At 62.3% G+C, this 25,220-nt stretch carries 22 protein-coding genes; 4 read left to right on the top strand and 18 right to left on the bottom strand.

Annotation, left to right across the window (positions count from 1 at the left end; all coding sequences use genetic code 11):
- Window positions 1-277: 277 nt before the first annotated feature.
- From cysS to DAUD_RS00960, 11 genes are all read right to left on the bottom strand, one after another.
- Window positions 278-1,714, bottom strand: coding sequence for a cysteine--tRNA ligase (gene cysS / locus DAUD_RS01010; protein WP_012301345.1), 1,437 nt, complete (start codon window positions 1,712-1,714; stop codon window positions 278-280).
- Window positions 1,662-2,378, bottom strand: coding sequence for a serine O-acetyltransferase (gene cysE / locus DAUD_RS01005; protein ID WP_012301344.1), 717 nt, complete (start codon window positions 2,376-2,378; stop codon window positions 1,662-1,664). The genes cysS and cysE overlap by 53 nt, the downstream gene beginning before the upstream one ends.
- A 34-nt stretch (window positions 2,379-2,412) precedes the next feature.
- On the bottom strand, window positions 2,413-3,597 hold the full coding sequence (gene ispD / locus DAUD_RS01000; RefSeq protein ID WP_012301343.1) for a 2-C-methyl-D-erythritol 4-phosphate cytidylyltransferase: 1,185 nt from the start codon (window positions 3,595-3,597) through the stop codon (window positions 2,413-2,415).
- A complete protein-coding gene (locus tag DAUD_RS00995) occupies window positions 3,590-4,705 on the bottom strand; it encodes a PIN/TRAM domain-containing protein (RefSeq protein WP_012301342.1) in 1,116 nt (371 codons plus the stop codon). The genes ispD and DAUD_RS00995 overlap by 8 nt, the downstream gene beginning before the upstream one ends.
- A gap of 125 nt (window positions 4,706-4,830) precedes the next feature.
- A complete protein-coding gene (locus tag DAUD_RS00990; protein WP_200858712.1) occupies window positions 4,831-5,310 on the bottom strand; it encodes a CarD family transcriptional regulator in 480 nt (159 codons plus the stop codon).
- Window positions 5,311-5,672: 362 nt separating this feature from the next.
- Window positions 5,673-6,749 carry a DNA integrity scanning diadenylate cyclase DisA gene (gene disA / locus DAUD_RS00985; RefSeq protein WP_012301340.1) on the bottom strand — a complete coding sequence of 359 codons (1,077 nt, stop codon included), beginning with the start codon at window positions 6,747-6,749 and terminating at the stop codon, window positions 5,673-5,675.
- Window positions 6,750-6,771: 22 nt separating this feature from the next.
- Complete coding sequence (radA, locus tag DAUD_RS00980) at window positions 6,772-8,109, bottom strand: DNA repair protein RadA (protein ID WP_012301339.1); 1,338 nt, start codon at window positions 8,107-8,109, stop codon at window positions 6,772-6,774.
- Window positions 8,110-8,282: 173 nt separating this feature from the next.
- Window positions 8,283-10,721, bottom strand: coding sequence for an ATP-dependent Clp protease ATP-binding subunit (locus DAUD_RS00975; RefSeq protein ID WP_012301338.1), 2,439 nt, complete (start codon window positions 10,719-10,721; stop codon window positions 8,283-8,285).
- A 60-nt stretch (window positions 10,722-10,781) separates the two neighbouring features.
- Complete coding sequence (locus tag DAUD_RS00970; protein ID WP_012301337.1) at window positions 10,782-11,927, bottom strand: protein arginine kinase; 1,146 nt, start codon at window positions 11,925-11,927, stop codon at window positions 10,782-10,784.
- 19 nt (window positions 11,928-11,946) lie between these two features.
- Entirely contained in the window at window positions 11,947-12,450 is a 504-nt protein-coding gene (locus DAUD_RS00965; RefSeq protein WP_012301336.1) for a UvrB/UvrC motif-containing protein, read from the bottom strand.
- Entirely contained in the window at window positions 12,447-12,971 is a 525-nt protein-coding gene (locus tag DAUD_RS00960) for a CtsR family transcriptional regulator (protein WP_012301335.1), read from the bottom strand. The genes DAUD_RS00965 and DAUD_RS00960 overlap by 4 nt, the downstream gene beginning before the upstream one ends.
- Window positions 12,972-13,211: 240 nt before the next feature.
- On the opposite strand from DAUD_RS00960, the gene DAUD_RS00955 reads away from it, so the two are divergent.
- Complete coding sequence (locus DAUD_RS00955; RefSeq protein ID WP_012301334.1) at window positions 13,212-13,412, top strand: hypothetical protein; 201 nt, start codon at window positions 13,212-13,214, stop codon at window positions 13,410-13,412.
- Window positions 13,409-13,729, top strand: a complete 321-nt coding sequence (locus tag DAUD_RS00950; RefSeq protein ID WP_012301333.1) for a YbjQ family protein — start codon at window positions 13,409-13,411, stop codon at window positions 13,727-13,729. The genes DAUD_RS00955 and DAUD_RS00950 overlap by 4 nt, the downstream gene beginning before the upstream one ends.
- Here DAUD_RS00950 and DAUD_RS00945 read toward each other — a convergent pair.
- The 3 genes from DAUD_RS00945 to DAUD_RS00935 all read right to left on the bottom strand — a co-directional run bounded on the left by DAUD_RS00945 (window position 13,696) and on the right by DAUD_RS00935 (window position 18,993).
- Entirely contained in the window at window positions 13,696-16,422 is a 2,727-nt protein-coding gene (locus tag DAUD_RS00945; protein WP_012301332.1) for a cation-translocating P-type ATPase, read from the bottom strand. The genes DAUD_RS00950 and DAUD_RS00945 overlap by 34 nt on opposite strands.
- A 128-nt stretch (window positions 16,423-16,550) precedes the next feature.
- A complete protein-coding gene (locus DAUD_RS00940) occupies window positions 16,551-17,366 on the bottom strand; it encodes a DUF2889 domain-containing protein (RefSeq protein ID WP_012301331.1) in 816 nt (271 codons plus the stop codon).
- A 295-nt stretch (window positions 17,367-17,661) separates the two neighbouring features.
- On the bottom strand, window positions 17,662-18,993 hold the full coding sequence (locus tag DAUD_RS00935) for a transposase (protein ID WP_012301317.1): 1,332 nt from the start codon (window positions 18,991-18,993) through the stop codon (window positions 17,662-17,664).
- Window positions 18,994-19,343: 350 nt separating this feature from the next.
- Here DAUD_RS00935 and DAUD_RS00930 point away from each other — a divergent pair, with 350 nt between their 5' ends.
- The gene (locus DAUD_RS00930; protein WP_012301330.1) at window positions 19,344-20,075 is read left to right on the top strand and encodes an HAD family hydrolase; all 732 of its coding nucleotides are present in this window, start codon (window positions 19,344-19,346) and stop codon (window positions 20,073-20,075) included.
- Here the strand turns inward: DAUD_RS00930 and kamA are convergent.
- Together kamA and DAUD_RS00920 are read right to left on the bottom strand one after the other, a co-directional pair.
- Complete coding sequence (kamA, locus tag DAUD_RS00925) at window positions 20,066-21,328, bottom strand: lysine 2,3-aminomutase (RefSeq protein WP_012301329.1); 1,263 nt, start codon at window positions 21,326-21,328, stop codon at window positions 20,066-20,068. The genes DAUD_RS00930 and kamA overlap by 10 nt on opposite strands.
- A gap of 26 nt (window positions 21,329-21,354) precedes the next feature.
- A complete protein-coding gene (locus DAUD_RS00920) occupies window positions 21,355-21,543 on the bottom strand; it encodes a hypothetical protein (RefSeq protein ID WP_041570704.1) in 189 nt (62 codons plus the stop codon).
- Window positions 21,544-21,705: 162 nt separating this feature from the next.
- Here DAUD_RS00920 and ablB point away from each other — a divergent pair, with 162 nt between their 5' ends.
- Window positions 21,706-22,560 (top strand): putative beta-lysine N-acetyltransferase, encoded by an 855-nt coding sequence (ablB, locus tag DAUD_RS00915; RefSeq protein ID WP_012301328.1) that lies wholly within the window; start codon window positions 21,706-21,708, stop codon window positions 22,558-22,560.
- 296 nt (window positions 22,561-22,856) lie between these two features.
- Here the strand turns inward: ablB and DAUD_RS00910 are convergent, their stop codons facing one another.
- Together DAUD_RS00910 and DAUD_RS00905 are read right to left on the bottom strand one after the other, a co-directional pair.
- Window positions 22,857-23,177 carry a hypothetical protein gene (locus DAUD_RS00910; protein ID WP_012301327.1) on the bottom strand — a complete coding sequence of 107 codons (321 nt, stop codon included), beginning with the start codon at window positions 23,175-23,177 and terminating at the stop codon, window positions 22,857-22,859.
- Window positions 23,178-23,249: 72 nt separating this feature from the next.
- Window positions 23,250-25,019: a UbiD family decarboxylase gene (locus DAUD_RS00905; RefSeq protein ID WP_012301326.1), complete on the bottom strand. Its 1,770-nt coding sequence runs from the start codon at window positions 25,017-25,019 to the stop codon at window positions 23,250-23,252.
- Window positions 25,020-25,220 lie beyond the last annotated feature (201 nt).

Raw genomic sequence — 25,220 nt, 5'->3', positions numbered from 1 at the left:
AACCGTAGGGTTGTGTGCTGCCGGGGCATTATCTCCGGTCACGGTGTCCCACCAAGGAAGGAATGAACCCGTTCGCCCCGGACGACGCGCCGCAACCCGCCCGTTTCAGCGAAAAACACGCCGCCGCTATTCCTCGGTTCGCTGCGTTTCCTGAACAGGCTCCCAATGTCAGCTCCGACAATGCCCCGGCATACACCATGCTGTGTTTTGGTCAGCCGATTCCTCAGACCACCGACCACCAAAACGCTGCCACCACCGACCACCGACCACCAAAACGTTACGTCTTCTTCCAGCGTACGCCCTGCGGGGTGTCCTCAAGTAAGATGCCCAGCGCCCGGAGCCCGTCCCTGATCCGGTCGGCCGTGGCGAAGTCCTTGTTGCGGCGGGCGTCCTGGCGGAGCGCGATCAAAAGGTCGAGCAGCCCCTGGGACAGGTCGCCGCTCACCGCCCCGGCTTCGAGCACGATCCGCCCCTTGTGCTCCGGGAAAATGCCCAGTACGCGGTTGAACGCGTCAAACAGGTCCAGGGCCTTTTGCAGGGCCCCCCGGCTGGGCCGGTCGTTCTGGTGCAGGTAGGTGTTCACCTCGTGGGTCAGGTCAAACATTACGGCCTGGGCCAGTGCCGTGTTGAAATCGTCATCCATCGCCGCCTCAAACCGCCCCTGGAGTACCTCCAGAACCGCCTCCAGCCGGTTTCCCCCCCCTCCGTCTCCGTCCGGGGCCGGCCGGTCCAAAGACTCGCGCAGCAGGCCGAGGCACGTCTTCAAACGGTTGACGGCGCGGACGCTCGCCTCCATGGCCTCGGGGTCGTAGTCGAGCGGATTGCGGTAGTGATTGGACAAGAGGAAGAGCCGCAGCGCCTCGGGCGGGTAGAGCCGGGTCAGTTCGCGCACCAGGAAGACGTTGCCCAGCGACTTGGACATTTTCTCTTCCCGGATGGTAATGAAACCGTTGTGGATCCAGTAACGGGCGAAAGGCTCGCCGGTGGCGCCCTCCGACTGGGCAATTTCGTTTTCGTGGTGGGGAAAGATCAGGTCCGCCCCGCCGCCGTGGATGTCAAAACCTGTCCCCAGGTATTTCAAGGCCATCGCCGAGCACTCGATGTGCCAGCCCGGCCGCCCCCGGCCCCAGGGGCTTTCCCACCAGGGCTCCCCCGGTTTGGCCGCCTTCCACAGGGCGAAATCGAGGGGATCCCGCTTCTGCTCGCCGACCTCGACCCGGGCCCCGGCCAGCAGGTCGTCCAGGGAACGCTTGGAGAGCCGGCCGTAACCGCCGAACTTACGGACCGCGAAGTAGACGTCCCCGCCGGCTACGTAGGCCAGCCCCCGGTCGATAATCATCGTGATCAGGGCGATGATCTCGGGGATGTGGTCCGAGACCTTCGGGTGCACGTCCGCGCGCCGCACGTTGAGGGCGTCGGCGTCGACGAAGTACTCGTCCACGTATTTTGCGGCCAGGGTTTGCGGGTCTATCCCCTCTTCCCGGGACCGGTTGATGATTTTATCGTCCACGTCGGTGAAATTCTGGATGTAAAGCACCCGGTAACCCTTATACAAAAAGTAGCGGCGGATGGTGTCGAACACCACCAGCGCCCGGGCGTTTCCCAGGTGAATGAAGTTGTAGGTGGTGGGCCCGCAAACGTAGATGCTCACCCGCCCCGGATCACGGGGACAAAACGTCTCTTTGCGCCCGGTCAGGGTGTTGAAGATTTGCAAGATCCGCTTCCCCTCCCGCCTGTGGTTCGCCTTCCAGCCGGCGGACTTTGGCCTCCAAATGCATAATCCGCTCCTGCATCGCGGCCAGGGCTTCCGCCACCGGGTCGGGCAACTGGTCGTGCCGCAGGTCGATGCCGTCAACCCGCTGCCCGTCGCGCCGCACGATCTTCCCCGGCACCCCCACCACGGTGCAGTTGGGAGGCACTGGTTTCAAGACCACCGATCCGGCCCCGATCCTGGAGTTGGCCCCGATTTCAAACGATCCCAAGACCTTAGCGCCGGCACTGATCACCACGTTGTCCCCGATGGTGGGGTGACGCTTACCCTTTTCCTTGCCCGTGCCGCCCAAGGTGACCCCCTGGTACAGGGTCACGTTCCGGCCGATCTCGGCGGTTTCGCCGATCACCACGCCAGAGCCGTGGTCGATGAAGAACCCTTCCCCGATCCGGGCTCCCGGGTGGATCTCGATGCCGGTTAGAAACCGGGAGAAGTGGGAGATCAGCCGGGCCAGGGTGAAGAGACGCCGCCGGTAGAGGGCGTGGGCGATACGGTGCATGCAGATCGCATGCAGTCCCGGGTAGCAGGTGAGCACTTCGACCAGATTTTTGGCGGCGGGGTCGCGTTCAAAGACCGCCCGCACGTCCTGACGCAGCGTCCGGAACACATACTCCCCTCCCTCGGCCAGCTGACACAGCTCATTATAACACCCGGTCGCCGGGCAAAACAATTCGCCGCAGGGCGGCCACGGCGTAGGCGGCGATACCCGCGCCCGAACCGGTGAAGCCGAGCCCCTCCGTGGTGGTGGCCTTGACGTTGACCGCGGCGGGAGAGACGCCCAGCACGCTTGCCAGGTTGTCCCGCATCCGGGAGATGAACGGTGACAGGCGCGGCGCCTCGGCCACCACCACGGCGTCCAGGTTCGACGTTTCCAGGCCGCGTTCCCGCAGAAACGCCGCCACCCGGACCAGGAGATCCATACTGGAGATACCGCGGTAGGTCGGATCGTCATCCGGAAACCACCGGCCGATATCCCCCGCGCCGGCCGCCCCCAGCAGCGCATCCATCACCGCGTGCACCAGCACGTCCGCGTCCGAATGCCCCAAGAGGCCCCGGTCGTGGGGCACCTCCACTCCGCCCAGGATCAGCTTTCGGTCGTCAACCAACCGGTGGACGTCGTACCCGAACCCGACCAGCACCGGTCCACCTCCCAGCAGCGCCTCGGCAAAGGCCAAATCCTCGGGGGTTGTGATTTTGATGTTTGTGTAGGCGCCCGGCACCATCCGGACGTCGTAGCCGGCGGCCTCCGCCAGGGACGTGTCGTCGGTGGCCGCGAGACCCCGCTCCCGGGCCAGGTGGTGCGCTTTGATCAGCACGTCGAACCGGAAAGCCTGGGGGGTCTGCACGAGCCACAGGTTTTCCCGGGGCAGGGTGGAAACCGGCGCACCCGGCGGCCCGCCCAGTTTCACGGTGTCCTTGGGCGGCACCGCCAGCGTGGCCGCCCCGCATTCGCGGGCTGCTTCGGCCACCGCGGCGATTTGCCGGGCCGTGACGAAGGGCCGCACCCCGTCGTGCACCAGGACCAGCGCACACGGCGGCAGGGCCTGTAACCCCGCCCACACCGAATCCCGGCGCACCTCCCCGCCCGGAACCACCGCCACCACCTTGGTGAAACCGAACCGCGTCACGATCTCCTCGCGGCACCAGTCCTCCTCACCGGGAGCGACGACCAGGACCACTCCGTCAACGGCGGGCGCGTGTTCAAAGACTTCCAGGGTGCGGCCCAAAACCGGGCGGCCGGCAAGCAGCCGGTATTGCTTCTTGGGGCCTTCTCCCATCCGACTGCTCCGGCCGGCCGCCACCACAATAGCCAGCGTATCAGCCAACCGCGTTCACCTCGTCCAGTTCGTGCGCGATCGTCCCGTCGTGCTTGACCACCGCCTTCGGTCGGGCGAAAATCATCCGTCCGGCAGTGGTCTGCAAAACACTGGTGACCAGGACCCGAATACCGTGACCAATGTACTTCTTGCCGCCGTCGACCACGATCATGGTGCCGTCGTCCAGGTAACCGACACCTTGACCGGATTCCTTGCCGTCCTTGATTATCTGGATGACCATCTCTTCACCGGGCAACACCACCGGCTTCAGGGCGTTGGCCAATTCATTGATATTGAGTACCCGGATGCCGTGGATTTCGGCCACCTTGTTCAGGTTGAAGTCCGTGGTGATGATTTTGGCACCCAGCTTCTTGGACAGCTTTACCAGTTTGGCGTCCACGCCGTTGGCATCCTCCAGCCCCTTGACGCTCTCGTAAATCTGCACCCGCACGTCGGTCTGGCGGCGGATCTGATTCACGATATCCAGGCCCCGGCGGCCCCGGTTCCGCTTCAGAATGTCGCCGGAATCGGCCACGTGCTGCAGTTCTTCCAGAACAAACCCCGGAATGATCAGGGTGCCGTCCAGAAAACCGCTCTTGCAGAGATCGGCGACCCGGCCGTCAATAATGGCCGAGGTGTCAAGCAGCTTCGCTTCCCCGCGGCCGCTTTTTTCGCCGCGCCCGAATCGGGACAGGTTTCCAAACAAACCGATGATTTCGTCCCGTTTCTTGACGGCGACGTTTATTCCAAGGTAAACCAGGCAGATGGCCAAGAGAATACTGAATGCCTGGCCGAACCAACCGAAAACATAGAGTAGTGATCTAATAAGATTGGCAATGAGAAGACCAAGAATAAGGCCAAAAGAGGCAAAAAGAAGGTCCTGGGTGGGCATTTTCTGCAGATACTCAACGGCACGCGCCAACAACAGATTACCGAGGTCCATAAGCCGCGGCGCGGCGATTATCCCCACCATCAAACCCAGGGCGACCACCAGCGCCGCGATCCCATAGCCCAGTGGTTGAATGAAAAGCCCACTTTGCACAAGGTAATAGCCGACAACCCCACCGATACCGCCGAAAGCCAGTGCAAGCCCCAAAAAGGCCAATTTCCGCAACATATCTTACACCCCCTTTCTTTACATCTAGTAGTATTCTTGATCGAGGCTACCTCTATTATACAATATTATACAGTTCCCCACACCAGCCTACAAAACAAAAGGCTGGCGCGTCTTCCGCCAGCGCTTCAGGCAAACATCTCTTCCAACATCGATCGTGCCTTATCTTCCTCCACTTCCGTGGCCAACACCAACTCGCTGATCAGGATTTGCCGCGCACTCTCCAGCATTCTCTTCTCGCCGGAGGAAAGCCCCTTTTCGCGTTCCCTTCGGGCCAGATTCCGCACCACCTCGGCCACCTCATAAATGTTTCCGCTCTTTATCTTTTCGAGGTTCGCCCGGTACCTCCGGTTCCAGTTGCCGGGCATCTGCGTGCTTACATCCTTGAGGATTCCGAAGACCTTTTGGACTTCCTCCTGTCCGATCACCTGCCGCAGTCCGATGTTCGGGCCGTTCGCCGTGGGTACCATCACCTTCATATTCCCGACCGGTAAGCGGAGTACGTAGTACTGCTGCCGCTCGCCCAGAATCTCTTTCTCTTCAATCGCCTCGATCACTCCGGCTCCGTGCATGGGGTAAACAACTTTGTCCCCGATTTTAAACAACACCCCACCTCCTAAATACCCCTCTACCTACCAAGTAGTATAACATAAACAAGATATTCCTGTCAAAAATCGGGGCCCCGGGCGGATCAGCACTCCCGCGCTCTTCCGTTTTAACGCCCACTCTATTTCCTGGCAACCCGTTTGCGGATCACCGCTTGTCCTATCCGAACCGGCACATCACCCCGGCCACGCCCGTAACGAGGTCGGACGTTGGGTTTCCCCTAATAAAAACCGCGCACCGGCCCTGCCGGTGCTTCCTCTATTTCTCACCTCCAACCTCTCACCTCTCACTTCTCACTTCTCACCTCTATTTCCGCCGGTGCTTCCTCTGCCTCCGACCTCTGATCTCCGGCCTCCGGCCTCTATTATCTGTATCTCTCCTGCAACAATTGGTTCCAGTAGCGGCTCAGCCCCTCCTTGATCGAACGGGCCCTGGTTTCACCGATGCCTTCCACCTCGTCCAGTTCGTCCAGGGAGGCGTTGAGTACCTTGTTCAGGTTGGCGAATACGCTTACCAGGTTCTCCACCACCGGGTATGGCAGGCGCGGGATCTTACCCAGCACCCGGTACCCGCGCGGAGAAACGTTTTGTTCCAGGATACCGCTTCCTCCGGAATAACCGAGCGCTCGGGCGATAAGCGGCAAGTCCAGCAAGTCCTCGCTGGGCCAGGATTCGATAATGCCCTGGATTTGCCTGGGGGATTTCTCCTCCGGGTTCACTGTGTAGTCCCGGATGACCATCAGGCCCTCGTTCTCCACGTTGCTGATCAATTCGTCCAACTGCATGGTGATCAGGCGGCCCTCGGTGCCGAGTTCGCAAATGTATTTGTGAATCTCCCTGACTACTTTCAGGGTCATCACCACGCGCTGGATCACCTTGGCGACCTCGAACAGGGTAACTGTGTCCTCAAACTCGGCGATGCTCAAGTTGACCAGCACCCGGTCCAGTACGGCCCGGTACTTCTCCAGGGTCTGCAGGGCCTGGTTGGCCTTCGTGAAAATAACCTCCAGGTCGCGCAGGACGTACTTCATGGGCCCCTTGTAAATGGTGATCACACCGCGCCGCTCCGAGATGGAAATCACGAGGGCGTCGGTCTGCCTAGCCACACGCTCGGCGGTACGGTGCCGGATTCCGGTTTCGTTGGACGGGATGCCCAAGTCGGGAACCAGCTGTGTATTCGCGGCGATGATCCGGCGGGCGTCCTTGTCCAGGATGATCGCGCCGTCCATCTTGGCCAACTCGTAGAGTTTCGCCGGCGAGAAGTCGGCGTTGACGTGAAACCCGCCCTCGGCGATTTCAAGTATCTCCGGCCGGTCGGCCACTACGATCAGCGCGCCGCTCTCGGAACGAAGGATGTGCTCCAGACCCTCGCGCAGGGGGGTTCCGGGCGCCACAGTGCGTAACACCTTCAGCAGCGCTTCTTCGCCCCGCTCATCAGCCAAAAGACTTCCCCCTTCCTCCGTGTCATTTGGTCAAGACCAAATCCAGAGCCTCGCTCACGCTGCCCGCCGCAAACAGCCGGAGACTTTCCCCGCCGGGCTCGTTTGAACCGCCCGAGGCGGCCGGAAAAACAGCGCTATCGAAGCCAAGCTTGGCGGCCTCCCGCAGGCGATTGCCAAGTTGGGGCACCGGGCGCAGTTCCCCGGTCAGGCCGACCTCACCGATCACCACTGTGCCCGCCGGCACCGGCCGGTCCCAGAAACTGGAGACCAGGGCAAGCGCGATACCCAAATCGGCGGCCGGTTCCGAGATTTTCACACCGCCGACGGCGTTCACGTATATGTCCTGGCTGCTCAACATCAGGCCGACCCGCTTTTCAAGAACGGCGGCCATCAGGATGACGCGGTTGTAGTCGACCCCCGCGGTCATACGTCGGGGAGTACCATACCCCGCGGCACTGACTAGGGCCTGGATTTCGACGAGCAGGGGACGGGTGCCCTCCACGCAGGACACGACCACCGAACCCGAAACGGGGGCGGCCCCGGAACTCAAAAACAGCCGTGAGGGGTTTTCAACTTCGCGGAGCCCGGCGGAGTCCATCTCAAAAACGCCGATCTCATTCGTGGAACCAAAACGGTTCTTAACCCCGCGCAGGACGCGATAGGTATGGTGCCGGTCTCCCTCGAGGTACAGCACCGTATCCACCATGTGCTCCATGGTCCGGGGGCCGGCCAGCACGCCTTCCTTGGTGACGTGTCCGACCAGGAGAACCGGGATGCCGGTGCTCTTCGCCAGGCGGGTCAGGCGCACGGTGCACTCCCTGACCTGCCCCAGGCTGCCGGGCACCGCCGCCAGCCCGTCCAGGGACACCGTCTGGATGGAATCCACGATCACGACTACGGGCCGCAGTTCGGAAATATGCTTTTCAACCCGCTCAATATCGGTTTCCGGCGCGAGGTAGAGCCCCGAATGGACCGCCCGCAGACGTTCGGCGCGTAACCGTACCTGCGGGGCCGACTCTTCACCCGACACGTAGAGCACCCGTCCCACGATACCGGCCACACGCACGGCCGCCTGCAAGAGCAGGGTGGACTTGCCGACTCCCGGGTCGCCGCCCAGAAGAACCACGGACCCCGGAACGAAGCCGCCTCCGAGAACCCGGTCCATTTCCCCGATGCCGCTGGTGATACGGGTTTCCTCAGCGCCGACCACTTCGGTCAGTGGCCGGGGAGGGTCGCCGGCCAGAGTCTCCCGGCGGGCCGCCTTCACCTCGGTTTCCTCTTCAAAGGTGTGCCATTCCCCGCAACCCGGGCAACGGCCGAGCCAACGGACCGATCGGTACCCGCACTCCCGGCAGCGCATCAGTCAACCTCACTACGAGAGCCCAGAACCGCAAGTCATTTCAGCTTACATTCTGAACTCTATTCCCGACTTCGAAATACCTTAGCCGTTACTATACCATTTTTTGGACTTATCCACAAGTCGAAGACGGTCGTATTATGTCTAACCGATGGGCTTCCACGGATAATAGCCCGTTATCCCACCGTCCGCACGGTGATCTCCTCGTCCCGGGCGTCCAGGAGCAGCCGGTCCCCCCGTTTGAAGGCGCCCCGGATCAGTTCCTCGGACAGTTTATCCTCTATCCGCCGCTGAATGGTCCGGCGCAGCGGGCGCGCCCCGAATTTCTCGTCGAAACCTTCCCGGGCCAGCAAGTCTTTCACCTCGTCGGAGAACTCGACCTGCACTTCGTTTTCTTCCAGTCGGCGGGCCACATCCTGGAGCATCAACTCCACAATCTGTCGAATGTGCGCGCCGGTTAGAGCGTGGAAGACGATGATTTCGTCCAGGCGATTGAGGAACTCCGGACGAAAAGTCCGGTGCAGCTCACCGATCACCTTCTCTTTCATGCGCTCGTAGGTCGCGGCCTGGTCCTCCACGGTCACGAAGCCCATCTTGGTCTCCTTCTGAATGAGGTTGACCCCGACGTTGGAAGTCAGGATGATCACCGTGTTCCGGAAATCCACTGTGCGGCCCCGGGCGTCGGTCAACCGGCCGTCTTCCAAGACCTGCAGTAGAATGTTGAACACCTCCGGATGGGCCTTTTCAATTTCGTCCAGCAGCACCACCGTGTATGGGCGGCGCCGCACCGCCTCCGTGAGTTGGCCGCCCTCGTCGTAGCCAACGTAGCCGGGGGGCGCGCCCACCAGCCGCGACACGGTGTGGCGTTCCTGGTATTCCGACATGTCGATCCGCACCAGGGCGTCCTCGTCGCCGAACAGCGCCTCGCCCAGCGCCCGGGCCAGCTCTGTCTTGCCCACCCCGGTAGGGCCGAGAAAGATAAATGACCCGATCGGCCGCCGGGGGTCCTTTAAACCAGCCCGCGCCCGGCGAATGGCCCGGGAAACCGCCCTGACGGCTTCGTCCTGTCCCACCACCCGCTCGTGCAGGAGGTCTTCCATCCGCAAAAGCTTTTCGGTTTCTTCCTCCGCCAGTTTTTTGACCGGAATGCCGGTCCAACTGGAGATGATGTGCGCGATATCCTGTTCATCGACCACCAGTTCGTCGCCACCCTTCTGCTGTCGCCAGTCTTCCAAGGAGGACTGGAGTTCGGCCCGCATTTTCTGTTCCTGATCGCGCAGTTGGGCCGCTTTCTCAAACTCCTGCGCCGCTACCGCCGCTTCCTTCTCCTTGCGCAACTCCTCCACCCGCTGTTCAAGCTCTTTCAGCTCGGGTGGCATGGTGAAAGCCTGGAGCCGTACCCGGGAACCAGCCTCGTCGATCAGGTCGATAGCCTTGTCCGGTAAGAACCGGTCGGCGATGTACCGGTCCGAAAGCCGGGCCGCGCTCTCCAGGGCGTCATCGGTGATACGGACCCGGTGGTGCGCCTCATAGCGGTCCCTCAAGCCGCGCAGAATGGCGATGGTTTCTTCAACCGTGGGTTCTTCGACCATGATCGGCTGGAAACGCCGTTCCAGGGCCGGGTCCCGCTCCACATGCTTGCGGTATTCATCCAGGGTGGTCGCCCCGATAGTCTGCAACTCCCCCCGCGCCAGCGCCGGCTTCAGAATGTTCGCGGCGTCGATGGCCCCTTCGGCCGCCCCGGCCCCAACCAGGGTGTGCAGTTCGTCGATGAAAAGGACAATGTTGCCTGCGGTCCTAATCTCCTCCAGCACCTTTTTCAGCCGCTCCTCGAACTCACCCCGGTACTTGGTCCCGGCCACCAGGGAGGCCAGATCCAGGGCGATCACCCGCTTGCCGGTCAGAACCTCGGGTACGTTCCCGTCGCTGATCCGCTGCGCGAGGCCCTCCGCGATCGCCGTCTTGCCCACGCCCGGGTCGCCGATCAGGACCGGGTTGTTCTTGGTACGCCGGCTCAGGATCTGAATCACCCGCTCGATTTCCCGGTTGCGCCCGATTACCGGATCGAGCTTTCCGTCCCGGGAAAGCGCCGTCAGGTCGCGGGCGTACTGGTCGAGGTTCGGGGTGTTTGTCTGTGCCGGCTGCTGCGCCCGCCCGGGGACGCCTTCTGCCGGCCCCGGGCCGCCGAGAAATTGCAGAATCAGGTGTCTGACTCTTTCCAGGTCGGCACCCATACCGGTTAGAACCTGGGCCGCCACGCCTTCGCCCTCCCGGATCAAACCAAGCAGAATGTGTTCGGTGCCCACGTAGCTGTGGCCCAGGCGCCGCGCTTCGTCAATGGACAACTCCAGCACCTTTTTCGCCCGCGGGGTGAAAGAAACCTCGACCAGGGCTCCACCGCCCTGGCCCGGCTCCACCATTTTCTCGATCGCCGCGCGGATCTTGCGGGGGTCGATTTTGATTTCGGCCAGCGCTCTGGCCGCCACCCCCTCACCCTCGCGGATTAAGCCGAGGAGCAGGTGTTCGGTGCCAATGTATGGGTACCCGAGTTTCCTGGCTTCTTCCTGCGCCAGCATGATCACTTTCTGAGCCCGCCTGGTAAAACGTCCGTACACTCTTTACACCTCCGTGCGCGGGGGAAATCACCCACTCCGCGCGCTTTTCATACGCGCTTTTCATATCTTCTTCTTCTCTTCCGGTCGGCGGCCGGTGTCACGACCATCCTGCGCTCCGGGATGTTCTCCGGAATGCGCGTTCACAAGCTCCCGGACCAGTGTGGCCCGCAATTCGTCCCATTCAGGCGGGGATAGTTCCCGCCCGCTGACTCTCACCAGGTACGACGGCCTGGTGATAACCATAAGTTCCAGAAGCACCCGCGACGGCGGCCCCTTCAGGAGTCCCGCCATTACCCCCAGGCGTACGTCCGAAATCAGGCGCATGGCCTCTTCCACACCCAGGGTGTGCGCGTGTTTAAGGATCCCGAGCGCCCGGCCCACCCGGTCACGCATGACCACCGGCATCTGCCTGACCAGCTGTTGGCGGGCTGAGCGCTCCTGCTCGATCACCTGCCGGGTGACCGAAGCCAGGTTGCCCGTAATTTCAGACTCCCGGTGACCCAGGGTCACCTGGTTCGAGACCTGGAAAAGGTTGCCCACCGCATCGGTCCCCTCGCCGAACAGGCCGCGTACCGTCAGCCCCAGCCTGGAAACGGTCGTCAGCACCTCCTTGACCTGTCCGAGCAGTACCAGTCCCGGGAGGTGCACCATCACCGAAGCGCGGAGCCCGGTCCCCACGTTGGTCGGACAGGCGGTTAGATAGCCGATCCGGTCCGAAAACGCGAAATCAAGCGTCTTTTCCAGCAGGCTGTCGGCCTCGTCCGCCGTGCGGGCCGCGGCCTCAAGCTGCAGCCCGGGGAACAGGCACTGGATGCGCAGGTGGTCTTCTTCGTTCACCATGATGCTCAGCTGCTCGTCCGGGGTCAGCACCAGCCCCTTGTATTCGAAACTGCTCCCCGTGTTCTTGAGAAAACCGGGGCTGATCAAGTGCTTTTCCACCAGTATCCACCGGTCGACCGGAGACAATTCGGTCATCCGGACCAACTCCACGTCGCCGAAACGTGTCCGGAACTCCGCGTTGCGGACGGCCAGGCTGACTGCCTGGATCACCTGTTCGGCCTGTTCCGGAGAAAGCCGGTGGGGAAAGGGGTAACCGGCCAGACTTCGGGCCAGGCGAGCCCGCGAGGAGATGACCACGTCCGACTCGGGAGCGTCGTCCTCCATCCACTGGCTGTACGGGCTCTGTAACGTGTTCTTCAAACTCAAGCGTGCGCAACCTCCCCCATCAAGCCAGCCTCTGTTGCAGATCCCGGATCGCGTCCCGCAACGCGGCGGCGCGCTCAAATTCCTCTTTTTCAACCGCCTCACGCATTTGGGCTCGCAGGCGGTCCACTTCCTGTATCAGCAGATACTTGTTCCGGGAACGCTGGGGCACCTTGCCAGTGTGCCGGGTGGAGCCGTGGATCCGCCTCAGAAGCGGCTCCAGGCGTTCGCCGAAATACTGGTAGCACCCGCCGCAACCTAGAAGACCGTATTTGCCGAACGCGGCGTCCGAAAGCCCGCAGGTTTCACAAAGGAACTCCGCCTCGTTTTCCGGAACTTCCTTGACGTTTCCGGGGCCCATCAGTCCGGCCAGCAAATTGTGCAGGTTGAGCGGCGCCCCGAGGTCGAACGCCTTATGGGCTTCCTCGGCGCAGGCCGGGCACAGGTACATCTGGCGTTTCTGATTATTGATGACCTCGGTGTAGTGCACCGAGGCCGGTTGTTGTTTGCATCGCTCGCAGATCAAGGGGTGCCCTCATCTCCTTTTCCGGCCCTGCGGCCACTGCCCGGCCCGGCCGCTTCGTGCAGGAGTGCGCTGAGCATCTCCTTCAGGATGCTGGCCCGGACCAGGTTGCGCCAGGGAAAATCCAGCACGCGCAGGGTCCGGTCGTCAACCGCGCCGCTGATCAGGCGGGTCTCGCGTTCCCCGATCAAGCCTTCCGCGCGCAGGCGCAGCACTATCTCCCGGGCCTCACGGGACCCGATGCGGGACCCGATCAGGCGATACAATTCCCGGGCCAGCCCGTTCTGCGCCGAGGGCAATCGGACCACACGAATGTAGCCGCCGCCGCCGCGCCGGCTTTCCACCACAAACCCGGTCCGTACATGGAACCTGGTGGCCAGAACGTAGGTCACCTGGGACGGTACGCACTGAAATCGTTCGGCCAGGTCGTTGCGCCGGATCTCGACGTAACCGTGCGGGCTTTCCGCCACGCGCCTTTTGATGTATTCCGCAATGCTGTCGGCGAGAGTCGGCAGTGACCTCACTCCTTGGTCGATATTTTTTGACTTTGACTGACTTTAACTATAACCCCGAAACAAAAACGAGTCAAATACCGTTCTCTCTCTATTCTCCCCGGGGCGGCCCGTTTCAACCGATCCGTGCGCCGGCGGACGGCCGGGGCGAGCCGCTCATCATCCCGCCGGCAACGTCGAAACGTGGGTATGCTTTATCCGGGTCTGTGTGGTATACTTTATCCAGGTTCAGTCAATGGGGATGATTTTGGCTTGAGATTTCTATCATACCTTATGATCGGGTTAGGTATCCTGCTCCTGGCCGGTTTTGCCGGCTGGGGGGTCTGGATATTCCTGACCGCGGACGTAATCCCCGTGCTGCTGCGCCTGGGGATCGCGGCCGTCGGCCTGGGCTTCGGTATTCTGCTCGTGGTCCTGTGGCTCGAAAAACGGCGGGAGGGCGATGAAGGATGATCATTACCACTACGCGGGAGATTCCGGGCAAGAGGGTGGTGCGCACCCTGGGCCTGGTCAGCGGGAATATCGTGCGCAGCCGCAACATCGGCCGCGACGTGCTGGCGGGATTGAAGAATATCGTCGGCGGCGAGATCAAGGAATACACCGAATTGATGTCCATGTCCCGCCGGGACGCCGTCAAGCGGATGGTGGAGGAAGCCGAAAGGCTCGGTGCGAATGCGGTCGTGGAGGTGCGCTTCGTCACCGCCCAGGTGGCGGCCACCGCCGCCGAGATCCTGGCTTACGGCACCGCGGTAATCGTCGAGGACGAGTAGCGCTTGGCCAGTTTGAAAAGTTCCATCACCACCAGGACCACCGAGGCCAGCAGGAACAGACTCAGCCACTCACCGGTCGAAACCGGCGCCACCCGCAGCACCGACTGCATGAAGGGGATGTGCATCGCCAGGATGTGAATCCCCTGCGCGGCCAGCACCCCGGCCACCAGCACCAGGTTGCGCGTTAGGGGCACCCGGAAGGCAGAACGGTATTCGGACCGGCAGTTGAACACGTGGAAATTCTCCAGGAAAACCATCAACAGCAGCACCATATTCCGGGCCGCCGCTTCCTCCCACCCCGAGGCCAGGAGCCAGTACCACAGTCCGAAAGCGGTTACGCCCATGGTCGCGCTGGCTACGACCAATTGCTGCACCATCAGCCGGTTAAACACACCTTCGGTAGGTTTGCGCGGCGGACGGGTCATAGTTTCCGGCTCGCCCCCTTCCACGGCCAGGCCCACGTGCTGGATACCGTTCGTGACCAAGTTCAGCCACAGCAGTTGCACCGCCACCAGGGGCAGCGGCAAGCCGAACAGGAGCGCCAGGGTGATCAGCACCACCTCGGCCGCACCGGTGGCCACCAAGAGGTAAATTACTTTCCGGATGTTGTCGTAGGCGTAGCGCCCTTCCTCCACCCCGGCCTCGATAGACGCGAAGTTGTCGTCGGTGACGATAATGGCCGCCGTGTCCTTGGCCACGTCCGTGCCCGAACCCATGGCCACCCCGATGTTCGCCTTGCGCATCGCCGGGGCGTCGTTCACCCCGTCCCCGGTGACCGCCACGTAGTGACCCGCCTGGATCAGGGCATCCACGATGTGCAGTTTCTGCAAAGGCGTGACCCGCGCGAACACGTGGGCCGACTTCACCAATTCCAGGAACTCGGGACTGTCCGGTGGCCCGGCCGCGTCCAACTGCCCGCCGGTGACCAGGTCCGTCTCCGCGTGCGCGATGCCTAGTTCACGGGCGATGGCCAGGGCGGTGGCCGGATGGTCCCCGGTGATCATGGCCACCTTTACCCCTGCCGTCCGGCACTTATCCACGGCCGCCCGCACCTCCGGGCGCAAAGGATCGATCAGGCCGACCAGGCCGAGCAGGGTCAGGGGCGGAATGTGGGCCTCCTCATAAGCGGGCGCATCCGGCGGCGCGTCCAGTTCTCCCCCGGCGACGGCCAGCACCCGGAAGCCCCCGCCGGACAGGGACAGCGCCTCCCGCTGCACGGACTCCGGGTCGATTTCGACCGTGCCGCCCTCCGTAAGCATGGTCCGGCAAAACGGGAGGACCGTCTCGATCGCACCTTTCACCGCCACCCGCATCCGGCCTTCTTCCCGGTAGAACCGGGCGGCGTACCGGCGTTCGGACTCGAAGGGGATCTCCCCGACCACGGTCACCCCGCGGCGCACGGACTCCGGCTCCAGCCCCAGCTTGTACCCGAGGGCCAAAAAAGCCAGGTCCACGGCGTCTCCGTGGCCGGTCCAGGTTTCACCATCCCGCAAGAGCGTCGCTTCGTTGCACACAATACCGGCCCGGGCCAAAGCTTCAACCCGGGACCGGGCGCTGGCCGCAAGGGGTTCCCCGTTCTGGGTGCTCACTTCCCCTTCCCCGGCGTAACCCTCTCCGGAAACCGTAAAACGTTCTCCCGAGGGAAGAGCCAGGAGCCGAAGCGATTGCTTGTTCACGGTGAGCGTGCCCGTCTTGTCGCTGGCGATCAGCGTGCAGCTGCCCAGAGCCTCGACCGCCGTCAGTTTGCGCACGATCACGTTCCGGCGCAGCATGCGGACGGTGGCCACGGACAGAGCGATGGTGATCGCCACCGGTAGCCCCTCCGGAATCGCGGATACAGCTAGGGCCACGGCCGTGAAGAACACCTCCGCGGCTGGCATTCCCCTGGCGATCGCGACCGCGGCGAGGAGCGCGCAGGCACCGAGGACAGCGAAGCTGATCTGCCGGGAGAACCTCTCCATTCTAAGCACCAGCGGCGGTTTGGACGTCTCCGCCTGGGTCACCGCTTCAGCGATTTTACCGACCTCGGTGTCCTTGCCGGTGGCCACCACAATCCCGGTTCCTCGTCCGGCGGTGATTATCGACCCGGCAAAGGCCATGTTCGAACGGTCACTGACCGGGACCTCCGCGCCGACGGGCGCGGTGTCTTTCTGGACGGCTATTGATTCTCCGGTCAACAGCGACTCGTCTGCCGCCAGGCCGTTGGCCTGCACCAGCCGGAGGTCGGCCGGGACCCGGTTCCCCGATTCCAGGAACACCACGTCCCCCGGGACCAGCTCCTCGGCCGGTACTTGCCGCTCCACCCCTGCCCGGCTGACTCGGACGAGCACCGTCAGGAATCCCTGCAGCGCAGCCGCACTTTTCTCTGCCTTCCACTCCTGATGGGTGCCGATCCCGGCGTTGAGCAGAATCACGGCCAGAATGAACCCCGCGTCCTTCACTTCGCCGATCACGACCGAAACGATTGCCGCCGCCAGCAGGATGTAAATAAGCGGGCTGAAGAACTGGTGGACGAAAATGAGCCCCAGGCTTCGGATTTTTGGGCCGGGCAGGGCGTTTGGGCCGAACTCCCGCTGCCGTGCGGCCGCTTCTTCCGCATCCAGCCCGGCGGGTACGGTCGCCAGCCGGGCGTATACTTCCCCGGCGGGCAGGGCGTGCCACGCGATGTTCTGAATGTCGGCGCGCTTCAACAATGAAGGTACACCCCTGCAAAGTGGTGAGATAGTGTTCGATCAACCGTGCTTCCGGGGCGCGCTGGTTATCTTTTTGGAGGACCCCACCTCTAATACTTCTCGGGAATGAGTCCAGTCCCTGTAATAACTTAAGAAACTGAAGCTTCGACCCCCGAGGCAGCCGCCAGATTGATCAGGTGCACGCAACCCTGGGCGCCTCCCAACAGGGGCGCGATCTGTTTCTTCGACTTCCCGGCCAGAGCGGTGCCTTCCAGGCCCCGCGCCAGGTCAGCGGCTTCGAAACAAACCCGGTCGGGCGCCCGGAGCACTCTGCCGGCCGCCTCTTTCACCTCCAGCTCTTCGCCTTTCAGGACCAGCCTCAAGGCCATTTCGTGGAAGGAATCGTTTATCGTCGCCCGGACAGTTTGGATATCCTCGGAGGAATACCGGGTGAGGGATTCAAAACGGTGGAACAGGTTTGGACCTTCCCGCCGGCCCACGTACCGACCCCAGCCCACGGATACACGGTCCAGGTTGCTGTAGTAGCGGCAGGCGTTGAGGTAGAATGTCTTCCAGTGTTCCACGTAGTCATCCAGGGTGGAATAACCGCGTTCGGCGTACAGAAAGGACTCGGCCTGAATCAGGGCGCGGATGTTCTCGGTGAACAGGTCCAGGGCCAGGGGCGGGTAGTCCACGAGGGCGGCCCGGAGCGCGGTAGCCCCCGCCTTGAAATAGGCCTCCACGCCTTCCAGTTCCGGCACATCAACGCTTACCGGCGCCCGGGAATCCGGGGGCCGGTGCCACTCCCAGCGGGCCGCGCGGATGACGAAAGTGTGCGGATCGACCGTGAAACGGGCGCTCGCCTCCGTCAGGGTACCGCACTGCACGGTTTGGACCAAGACCTCCGGACCGTCGCGTTGTACGGTCAGGTAACGGTGCCGCACCAAATCCAGCACGATTTCCATACCTTCCTTCGCCCACTCATCCAAAAAAACAAATAGTGTCCCATTTTAGCATGGAGCAACAATCCGGCTCAAGCAAAATTCCCTATCAGCGTTTTGCGTTGTAAGCATTTTTGGTCCCGACAAGGCAACGCCCACACCCGGCACCGGCTGTTCCCCAAGCCACAAAACACAGTTAGCAACCTAATATTGGGGTAAATGGAGTATATAGACTATGCCGCTCTGCCAAAGGGCAAACTTACCCCAGCGCCACTCTGGGCGTCTCTTGGCAGGTAATCTGTTTTCCGGTTGAGCCCCGTCAGGCCGCCTTCACCAGGCTCCTTAAGTCTATTCCTTGTTTTTGTCGCAGTCGGCCCACGGCCATCGCCAGCATCACCATCAGGGCCAACCCGCAACGCAGCTTCATCTTCTTCAAGCCCCGAATGAAATGCTTTTCAAATCCGTAGGCCTCGTCCAGGCGGGCATTTACCCTTTCTACCGCCGTACGCTTTTTGTAGAGTGTTTTCCACTTGTAGCTGGACCGCGCCAGCGGGGTGAAGATCCGCCGGTCTTCCACCAGGGGAATACGTATCCCACCGGTTGCGGCACATTGTTCCATGCCCCGGCACTCTACTCCGTAGTGCCGGGCCGGACAGCGGTATTTCAAGGTTTCCCGGTCTTTCTCAAATCCCCCGAAGGCCATCTCGCGACGTTTGTTTGTCTCGGGGCAGCAACAATAAACCGTTCCACGGTAATCGTAAACGATGTTCTCCTTACCGGTTACAAGCCACGTCTCCTCGCCGTCCCGCCACGTGTTGCGGATGTCAATCACGGGCTTGATCCGGTATTCGTCCCAGAGTTTCACGTTTAGCTTGATGTCGTCAAAGGCTTTGTCCGCCGCCAATGCCTCGCAGCGGGCCACAATCTCCGGATGCTCTTTCGCCACCCGATCAATGAGTATATGTCCCTCTTTCACGTCGCTGGCCGACGCCTTTGTCACCGCAAATCCCACCGGCAGTTCATAAACAGCGTCAACTACAAGGTGGAGTTTGTAGCCAAACCACCACACGACTTTTTCCCATAGGGTGCCGCCTTTCTTACGCCCCCGGTATGTTTTCCGGCCCCAGTCCGCATCGGTGTCCCGGCGCCCGTCAGGCTTTTGGACCTTCTCTTCTTCATCCCGCTTTTTGCCCCGGGCCAGACTGCTGACGGCTTTGCTGTCTATGGCCAAAATTCGACCGAAATCCGGTAGCAGCACTCTTATTTCATCCACCAGCCGCGTAAATATGTTTTCCACTTCGTCGGCGTGCCGCATCAGTTTCACCAAGATGCGGCTGTATATGTAAGAAGGCGGAACGGCATCCTCGCCCCGGGCCGGATCAAAACCGCAAAGTTCCCGCAACTGGCCGTTCCGGCAGAGTTCCCGCCGCAGGCTCTCCACAGACACGTGCTGAAATACGATCCCGGCCAGGATGGAGTTCCAAACCGCCCGCACCGGGTAATCATCCCGTCCCTTACCACGCTCTCTCTCCAGCTTTTGCATCAACTGCTCATCGGGCAGGTGGTTCACTACAAGCAAAAAACGTTCCAAGTCACCGAGTTCGTCGATTTCCTGCCACCCAAAAAGCCGCTGTTGTGGTATAATGGCCATAAGGGAAACCTCCTTCGTGGTTCTTTTTTGGTGGTTACAAAAAGGATTCTCCACAAAAGGGGGTTTTCCCTTCTTATTTCTCATTCTCCTTCGCTTTTTCTCCGCTTTTCTCCCTTGGGGTCAATTTTGCCGATCCGCCCGTTACCCATCCCTGCAAACCGCATAAAATCCGGATTGGACCGGGGTAAAATGTTTTTTCCGCAACTCTAAAACAGCCTATTTATCTTTTCTCCCGAACATCGCAAATGGCTTCCTATGATTGGGCGGGGCCGCTTACTCTTTCCCGGAAGCATTCCGGGGATAGTCTTGTACGCAGCTGGCTGTTATAATGGGCGGGACGGGGGGATACCATGCCATGCAAGTACCTGCTTCTGGACCTGGACGGGACCCTGCTGCCGATGGACAAGGAGAAATTCCTCAGGGGCTACGTCCAGGCGGTGGCGGCTAAAATGGCACCCCACCTAGCCCCCGAACGTTTCGTCAAGCACCTTTTGGCCGCCACCCGGGCCATGATCGAGAACCTGGATCCGAAGCTGACCAACGCCGAGGTCTTCCGGACCGACTTCTTCGCCCGGTCCGGACTGCCGGAGAAAGAGACCATGGCCATTTTTGAACGGTTCTACCGCGAGGATTTCCCCAAATTGGCATCCCTGACAAGTACCACCCCGCTGGCCCGCGCGGTCTGCACGCAGGCCCTCGAACGGGGGATCGAACTGGTGGTCGCCACCAACCCGATCTTCCCGCGGATGGCCATCGAAGAACGTTTGCGTTGGGCCGGAGTCGGCGACCTCCCCTTCCGGCTGGTGACGGTCTACGAAAACATGCACTTCTGCAAGCCGAGGCCCCAATACTACCAGGAGATTCTGGACCTCCTCGGGGCCGGACCCGCGGATTGCCTGATGGCCGGCAACGACCCGGAAGAGGACCTGGTTGCCGGTGATCTGGGTATCCGGACTTTCCTGGTGACTGATTGCCTGATTACGCGTGACGGGTGTGACCGTCGTCCCGATTTCAGCGGGCGGCTCTCGGACCTCCTGACCTTCATCACGCACCGGGGAAAAACGGCTTCCGGTCAACAGTAGGTGCGCCGCCGCTTCTCCCGTAGGGTGCCCTTGGGTACCAGGCTGATCTGGGACCCCGTCAAGAGCTTCTGCAGGCCGGCGCCCTCCCGGTAACCCAACCGGCTGCAGTCCCGGCAGTCACGGCAGGCCGCCGGGCGTTCCTCCGGTTCGGTGTAGGCCGTGATCACCCCCTCGTAGTTGCGCAGAATCACCATTCTCTCCGACTGTGAAATCATGTACTGGGGCGCAACCGGAATTTTGCCGCCCCCGCCCGGGGCGTCAACCACGTAGGTGGGCACGGCTAGGCCGGAGGTATGCCCGCGCAGGAGTTCGATAATCTCAATTCCCTGGGCGACGGTGGTGCGGAAGTGCTCTAGGCCAGGGGAAAGGTCGCACTGGTAGAGGTAATAGGGGCGGACCCTGATGCGGAGCAGGGAGTGCATCAGATCCTTGATCACGTAGGGACAGTCGTTCACGCCGCGGAGCAGCACGGTCTGGTTCGCGAGCGGAAGCCCCGCGTCGGCCAGCATCCGGCAGGCCTCGGCGGCCTCCGGGGTGACTTCTTTCGGGTGGTTGAAGTGCATATTCACGTAAACGGGGTGAAAACGACGCAGGAGTGCGCACAGCTCCGGCGTGATCCGCTGGGGCAGCACCACCGGGGTCCGGGTGCCAATCCGGATGATCTCGACGTGGTCGATGGCGCGCAGGCTTTCCAGGATTCCACCCAGGCGGTCCTCGGCCAGGAGCAGGCTGTCGCCCCCGGAGAGCAGAACGTCCCGGATGGCGGTGGTTTTCCGGATATATTCCAGGGCCGCTTTGATCCTGGCCGGAGGCAGGGCCCGGTCGGTCTTGCCGGCCAGCCGGCGGCGGGTGCAGTGCCGGCAGTACATGGCGCACTGGTCGGTCAGCAGCAGCAATACCCGGTCCGGGTAGCGGTGCGTGATTCCCGGAACCGGGGAATCGACCTCCTCAGCCAGGGGGTCCCGGCTTTCGGCCAGCCCGAACTGGAGTTCGGCCGCCAAGGGCACGGCCTGCTTCCGGATCGGGTCCTCCGGGTTATCCGGGTCCATCAGGGAGGCATAGTAGGGAGTGATGGCCATGCGCAGGGTTTCCAGGCAGCGCCGGACCCCCTGTTCTTCCTCCGGGGTGAGGTTGATCAGGTTCCGGAGCTCATCCACGGTGGTGACCCGGTTGGCCAGTTGCCAGTGCCAGTCGTTCCAGTCGGCGTCCGGGACATGGCGCCAGGGACCAAGCCTGTCCGTTGCGGCCTTCATGCGGAGAACCTCCCGTGCGCCCGACGTCAGTGGCGGTGTTCCAATTCCTTGAGCTTGTTGGCGGACCAAGCGGTGTGCAAATCCTCGTCGATCAAGCTGCTAGATGTCCTCCATAATTGCCGTGATTGGGCATCATATAGGTCAACCTGCTGCAGTTCCAAGCCGTAGAAGAAGTTCAGCTTGGAGAGGAGTTCTTTCCGGTTCAGGGCACCCACCTCCGCTCTAGTCTTTGACGGACCGGGGCGGGCTATTCCGCAAGGGCAAAAGGGGTCAAAGCTTTACTTTCTTAAGTTATGGAATATTCAGACACTGATAGGACTCAAGTCTTAGCTTTTTTCAACCCGCCAGGAGGAAGCTGGGAAAAGGAGTGAGAACCGGTGCTTTTCACCGAAACAGACGACCTGGTGCGCGTTAACAATGAAGGTTATTCCTATCACGCCCATAACGACGACACCAATGAGCGCTTGTGGGTGTTTGACTACCGGGTGGACGACCACTCCGCGCTGGCGGACGCGCTTGTGCAGCACGCCCGGAAGAAGGGTTACGGTAAGATCGTGTTTCCGGTGCGGGAGGAAGACACCGCTGCCCTGACTCCGGCGGGCTTTGTCACCGAAGCGCGGGCCGAGGGGTTCTTCGACGGCCGAACGGCGCTCTTTCTGGCCTACTACCTGAACCCGGCCAGACAGGAAAGCGGCACGCTGGCGGGCGAACTGGAGATACTGGCGGAAATCCGCACCCGCCCCCGGGAGATCGGTGCCGGCCCGGACCCAGACATCGCCCTGCGCCCGGCGGACACCGGGGACATTCCGGAGCTGGCCCGGCTGTTCGGCACGGTGTTCCAAGCCTACCCCACCCCGGTGGACGACCCGGAATACCTGGAGTTGGCCATGGGGCTGGGTACACTGTTTCAGGTGGCGACCACCGGCGGCCGGATCGTGGGCGCGGCCGCGGCCGAGATCGATCCGTCGTACAAGAACGCCGAGATGACCAACTGTGCCACCCATCCCGACTTCCGGGGCCGGGGCCTGGCAAGCCACCTCCTGTTCGCGTTGGAGCGGACCTGTGCGGAGCGCGGTTACCGCTGCTTCTGGAGCCTGTCTCGGGCCGGCTCTTATGGGATGAACCTGGTGTTTCACCGTCTCGGCTACCGGCACGGCGGCACTCTGATCAACAACGCCCGCTTCGGCGGCCGGTTCGAAGACCTGCACCTCTGGGTGAAGTACCCGGCCTAATGGTGGTCGGTGCAAAAAGGGGCCAGGCCCCTTTTTGTGGTTTCTCCGCCTTGGCCCCCCGCTTGCCGCCTTGAGAAGGCGATTGGGGACTGGCTCGCTTTTTTCAGCCTGCAGACCGACTCCCGGCGGCAGGGTGACGTCCGAGGAAAACAACAATATGTTCGGACAAGGACGACTCCGGAAAAAAGGTGTCTGTCCCTCTACCCCATTTGGTCGTCGGTAGTCGGTGGCCGGTCGTCGGAAGCAGAGGGGGGAGAGAAAAGTCTGCCTCCTTTTTCGGAGGCTGGTTGCGGTCTTCAGGGCCGGATGTTTTTCAGGTACCGGGGGTAACCCGTGTATACGCGGAGAATCCCGATCACGGCCAGCGCTGCGAGCGCCCAGCCGTAGTAGACCCCGACAACGCGCACGCCTACCGGAAAGAGCGCGGTCAGCACCCCCAGGCCGAACACCCAGAGGCCGACAAACATTGACAGGCCGCGCGGGTCGGCCACGCCCTCGAGTTTGGCACCGAACGAACGTGCCAGGCGGTCGGCGAACATCACCGCGTTGCCCGTGGAAATGAGCACCAACCCCAGCCCCAACAGCACCACGTCCAGGGGACCCAGCGTCCAGTCCATTGCCCTCACCTCCGTCTTTCAGGCAAACCCGTCCTATCATTAAATTAATTAATTCACCCTACAGCGCACGGTTTACAGCTTTCGTGTCAGGCCGGTGAAATATTCCCCCCAGCGGCGGTCCACCAGGGCGACCGTCTCCGGGTCCGGCTCCACCTCCGGCGGGTAGGCCCGTTTCATCCGGGCATCGATCACCACGGGGGGCCGGTAACACAGGTGGTGGCGCCGCACCTCGGTCCCGGCGGCGTGGATGTCAGCCGCCGGCTCGAACCGGGTGAACACGGTCCACAGGAAGTCGGTCTGGTCCCGGGCGATCTCCGCCCGATCGGCCAGCACGATAAGCGGCCATTCGTCGAAGGTCCCATGAGCAGCCACCCGCGCCGCCAGGCCCGGTTCGTCCGCGTGCGGCGCCCCGGCCGCCACCAGACAGCCCGGGCAAAACACCTCCACGGCCCCAACGCCCGCCGGCAGCTCGCCGGCGAAGCTCCGGGGAAGTTCGCGGCGGGCGTGGCCCAGGCCCATCAGGATGGCCTTGCTGCCCCGGTTAAGCTCCGGCCCGGCGTAGTCCAGGGTGTCCATGGCCAGGTTGTCCAGGACGAAGAAATCAGTTTCCCAGTTGGTTCGGGCCAGGATGTGGGTCAACAGCGCCCGGAAATCCTTCAGATCGACCATCCCGTCCGTGATGATCAGGAACTTGGTCAGGGAAAGCTGGCCCTCACCGAGGATGCGGAAGGCCGAAACCAGGGCCTCCCGGGCGTACCTTTCCTTGACCACCGCCGCGGCCAAAGGGTGAAAACCGGTCTCGCCGTAACTCCAGAGCTTGCGCACCGACGGCATGACCAGCGGGTACAGCGGGCTTAACACTTCAGTCAGGTACTCCCCGATATAATAGTCCTCCTGACGGGGCTTGCCCACCACCGTGGCCGGGTAAACCGGATTGCGGCGCCGGTATACGTGGTGCACCCGGAACACCGGGAAATCATGCGCCAGCGAGTAATAACCGTAGTGGTCCCCGAACGGGCCCTCGGGACGACGCTCGAAGGGCGGCACCTCCCCGCAGAGCGCGAACTCGCACTCTGCGATTAGGGGGTGGCCCCCGGCCGGGTTACGGGCCAGGCGCACCTTCCGGCCTGCCAGCAGGGACGCGAACAGGAGTTCCGGGATGTCTTCGGGCAACGGCGCGATCGCCGCCAGAATCAAGGCTGGCGGCCCGCCCAGGAACACAGTCACCGGCAGCGCCTCGCCCTTCTGTTCGGCCACGTGGTAGTGAAAACCCCCGCCCTTGTGAATCTGCCAGTGCATCCCGGCCGTGGCCGGGTCGTAACGCTGCACCCGGTACATCCCCAAGTTATGTTTCCCGGTCTCCGGGTGTTCGGTGTACACCAGCGGCAGCGTCAGAAACGCGCCCCCGTCCCGGGGCCAGCCGGTAAGCATCGGCAGCCGGTCCAGCCGGGCCGGCCGCTCGGTCACCTCGGTTACCGGCGCGCGCCGCGCCCTTCCCGTGCCGACCCGGGCCAGGTCGCGCAGGGTGCCGCGCGCCCTCCAGAGCCCTGACAGCCTGGGCGGCAGCATGGTTTCGACCAGGTGCACCGCCTCCCGCACCAGTGCCGCCGGCCGGGGGCCGAACGCGATCTCGATCCGCTTCGGCGTGCCGAACATGTTGGTCAGCACTGGGTAGGGGCTGTTCTTCACCCGGCTGAAAAGCAGGGCCGGCCCGCCGGCGGCGATCACCCGCCGGTGAATCTCCGGGATTTCAAGATATGGATCCACTTCCGCGCGCACCTCGATCAGTTCCCGCTCCCGTCGCAGCGTCGCCATAAACTCATGTAGATTGTTCAGCGTCATTTTTCACCCTCGCTTGGTGTTTTTTTGAAGTAACCGTCCGGTGAATCGTCGTTGGAACAATAATACCAGACAGACCGCGGTCAGGTAAAACCGCTAAAGATGCGCGCCGTCCTTGCTGCCGGGTTGAAGCCGGTGCTCTCCTCCGGCGAGCGGTTTGAGCCCTGGGCACCGCTCACACGCGCCGAGGCCGCCCGAGCGCCG

Source organism: Candidatus Desulforudis audaxviator MP104C (assembly GCF_000018425.1).
Lineage (GTDB): Bacteria > Bacillota > Desulfotomaculia > Desulfotomaculales > Desulforudaceae > Desulforudis > Desulforudis audaxviator.
This window is presented reverse-complemented; position numbering and strand designations above follow the sequence as displayed.

What these genes read in the sequence shown, in the direction of transcription:
- kamA (WP_012301329.1), bottom strand. Translation starts at nt 21,328, where the DNA reads ATGAAGGCCGCAACGGACAGGCTTGGTCCCTGGCGCCATGTCCCGGAC.
- radA (WP_012301339.1), bottom strand. Translation starts at nt 8,109, where the DNA reads ATGCGCTGCCGGGAGTGCGGGTACCGATCGGTCCGTTGGCTCGGCCGT.
- DAUD_RS00910 (WP_012301327.1), bottom strand. Translation starts at nt 23,177, where the DNA reads ATGGACTGGACGCTGGGTCCCCTGGACGTGGTGCTGTTGGGGCTGGGG.
- DAUD_RS00905 (WP_012301326.1), bottom strand. Translation starts at nt 25,019, where the DNA reads ATGACGCTGAACAATCTACATGAGTTTATGGCGACGCTGCGACGGGAG.
- DAUD_RS00950 (WP_012301333.1), top strand. Translation starts at nt 13,409, where the DNA reads ATGATCATTACCACTACGCGGGAGATTCCGGGCAAGAGGGTGGTGCGC.
- DAUD_RS00930 (WP_012301330.1), top strand. Translation starts at nt 19,344, where the DNA reads ATGCCATGCAAGTACCTGCTTCTGGACCTGGACGGGACCCTGCTGCCG.
- DAUD_RS00940 (WP_012301331.1), bottom strand. Translation starts at nt 17,366, where the DNA reads ATGGAAATCGTGCTGGATTTGGTGCGGCACCGTTACCTGACCGTACAA.
- DAUD_RS00995 (WP_012301342.1), bottom strand. Translation starts at nt 4,705, where the DNA reads ATGTTGCGGAAATTGGCCTTTTTGGGGCTTGCACTGGCTTTCGGCGGT.
- DAUD_RS00935 (WP_012301317.1), bottom strand. Translation starts at nt 18,993, where the DNA reads ATGGCCATTATACCACAACAGCGGCTTTTTGGGTGGCAGGAAATCGAC.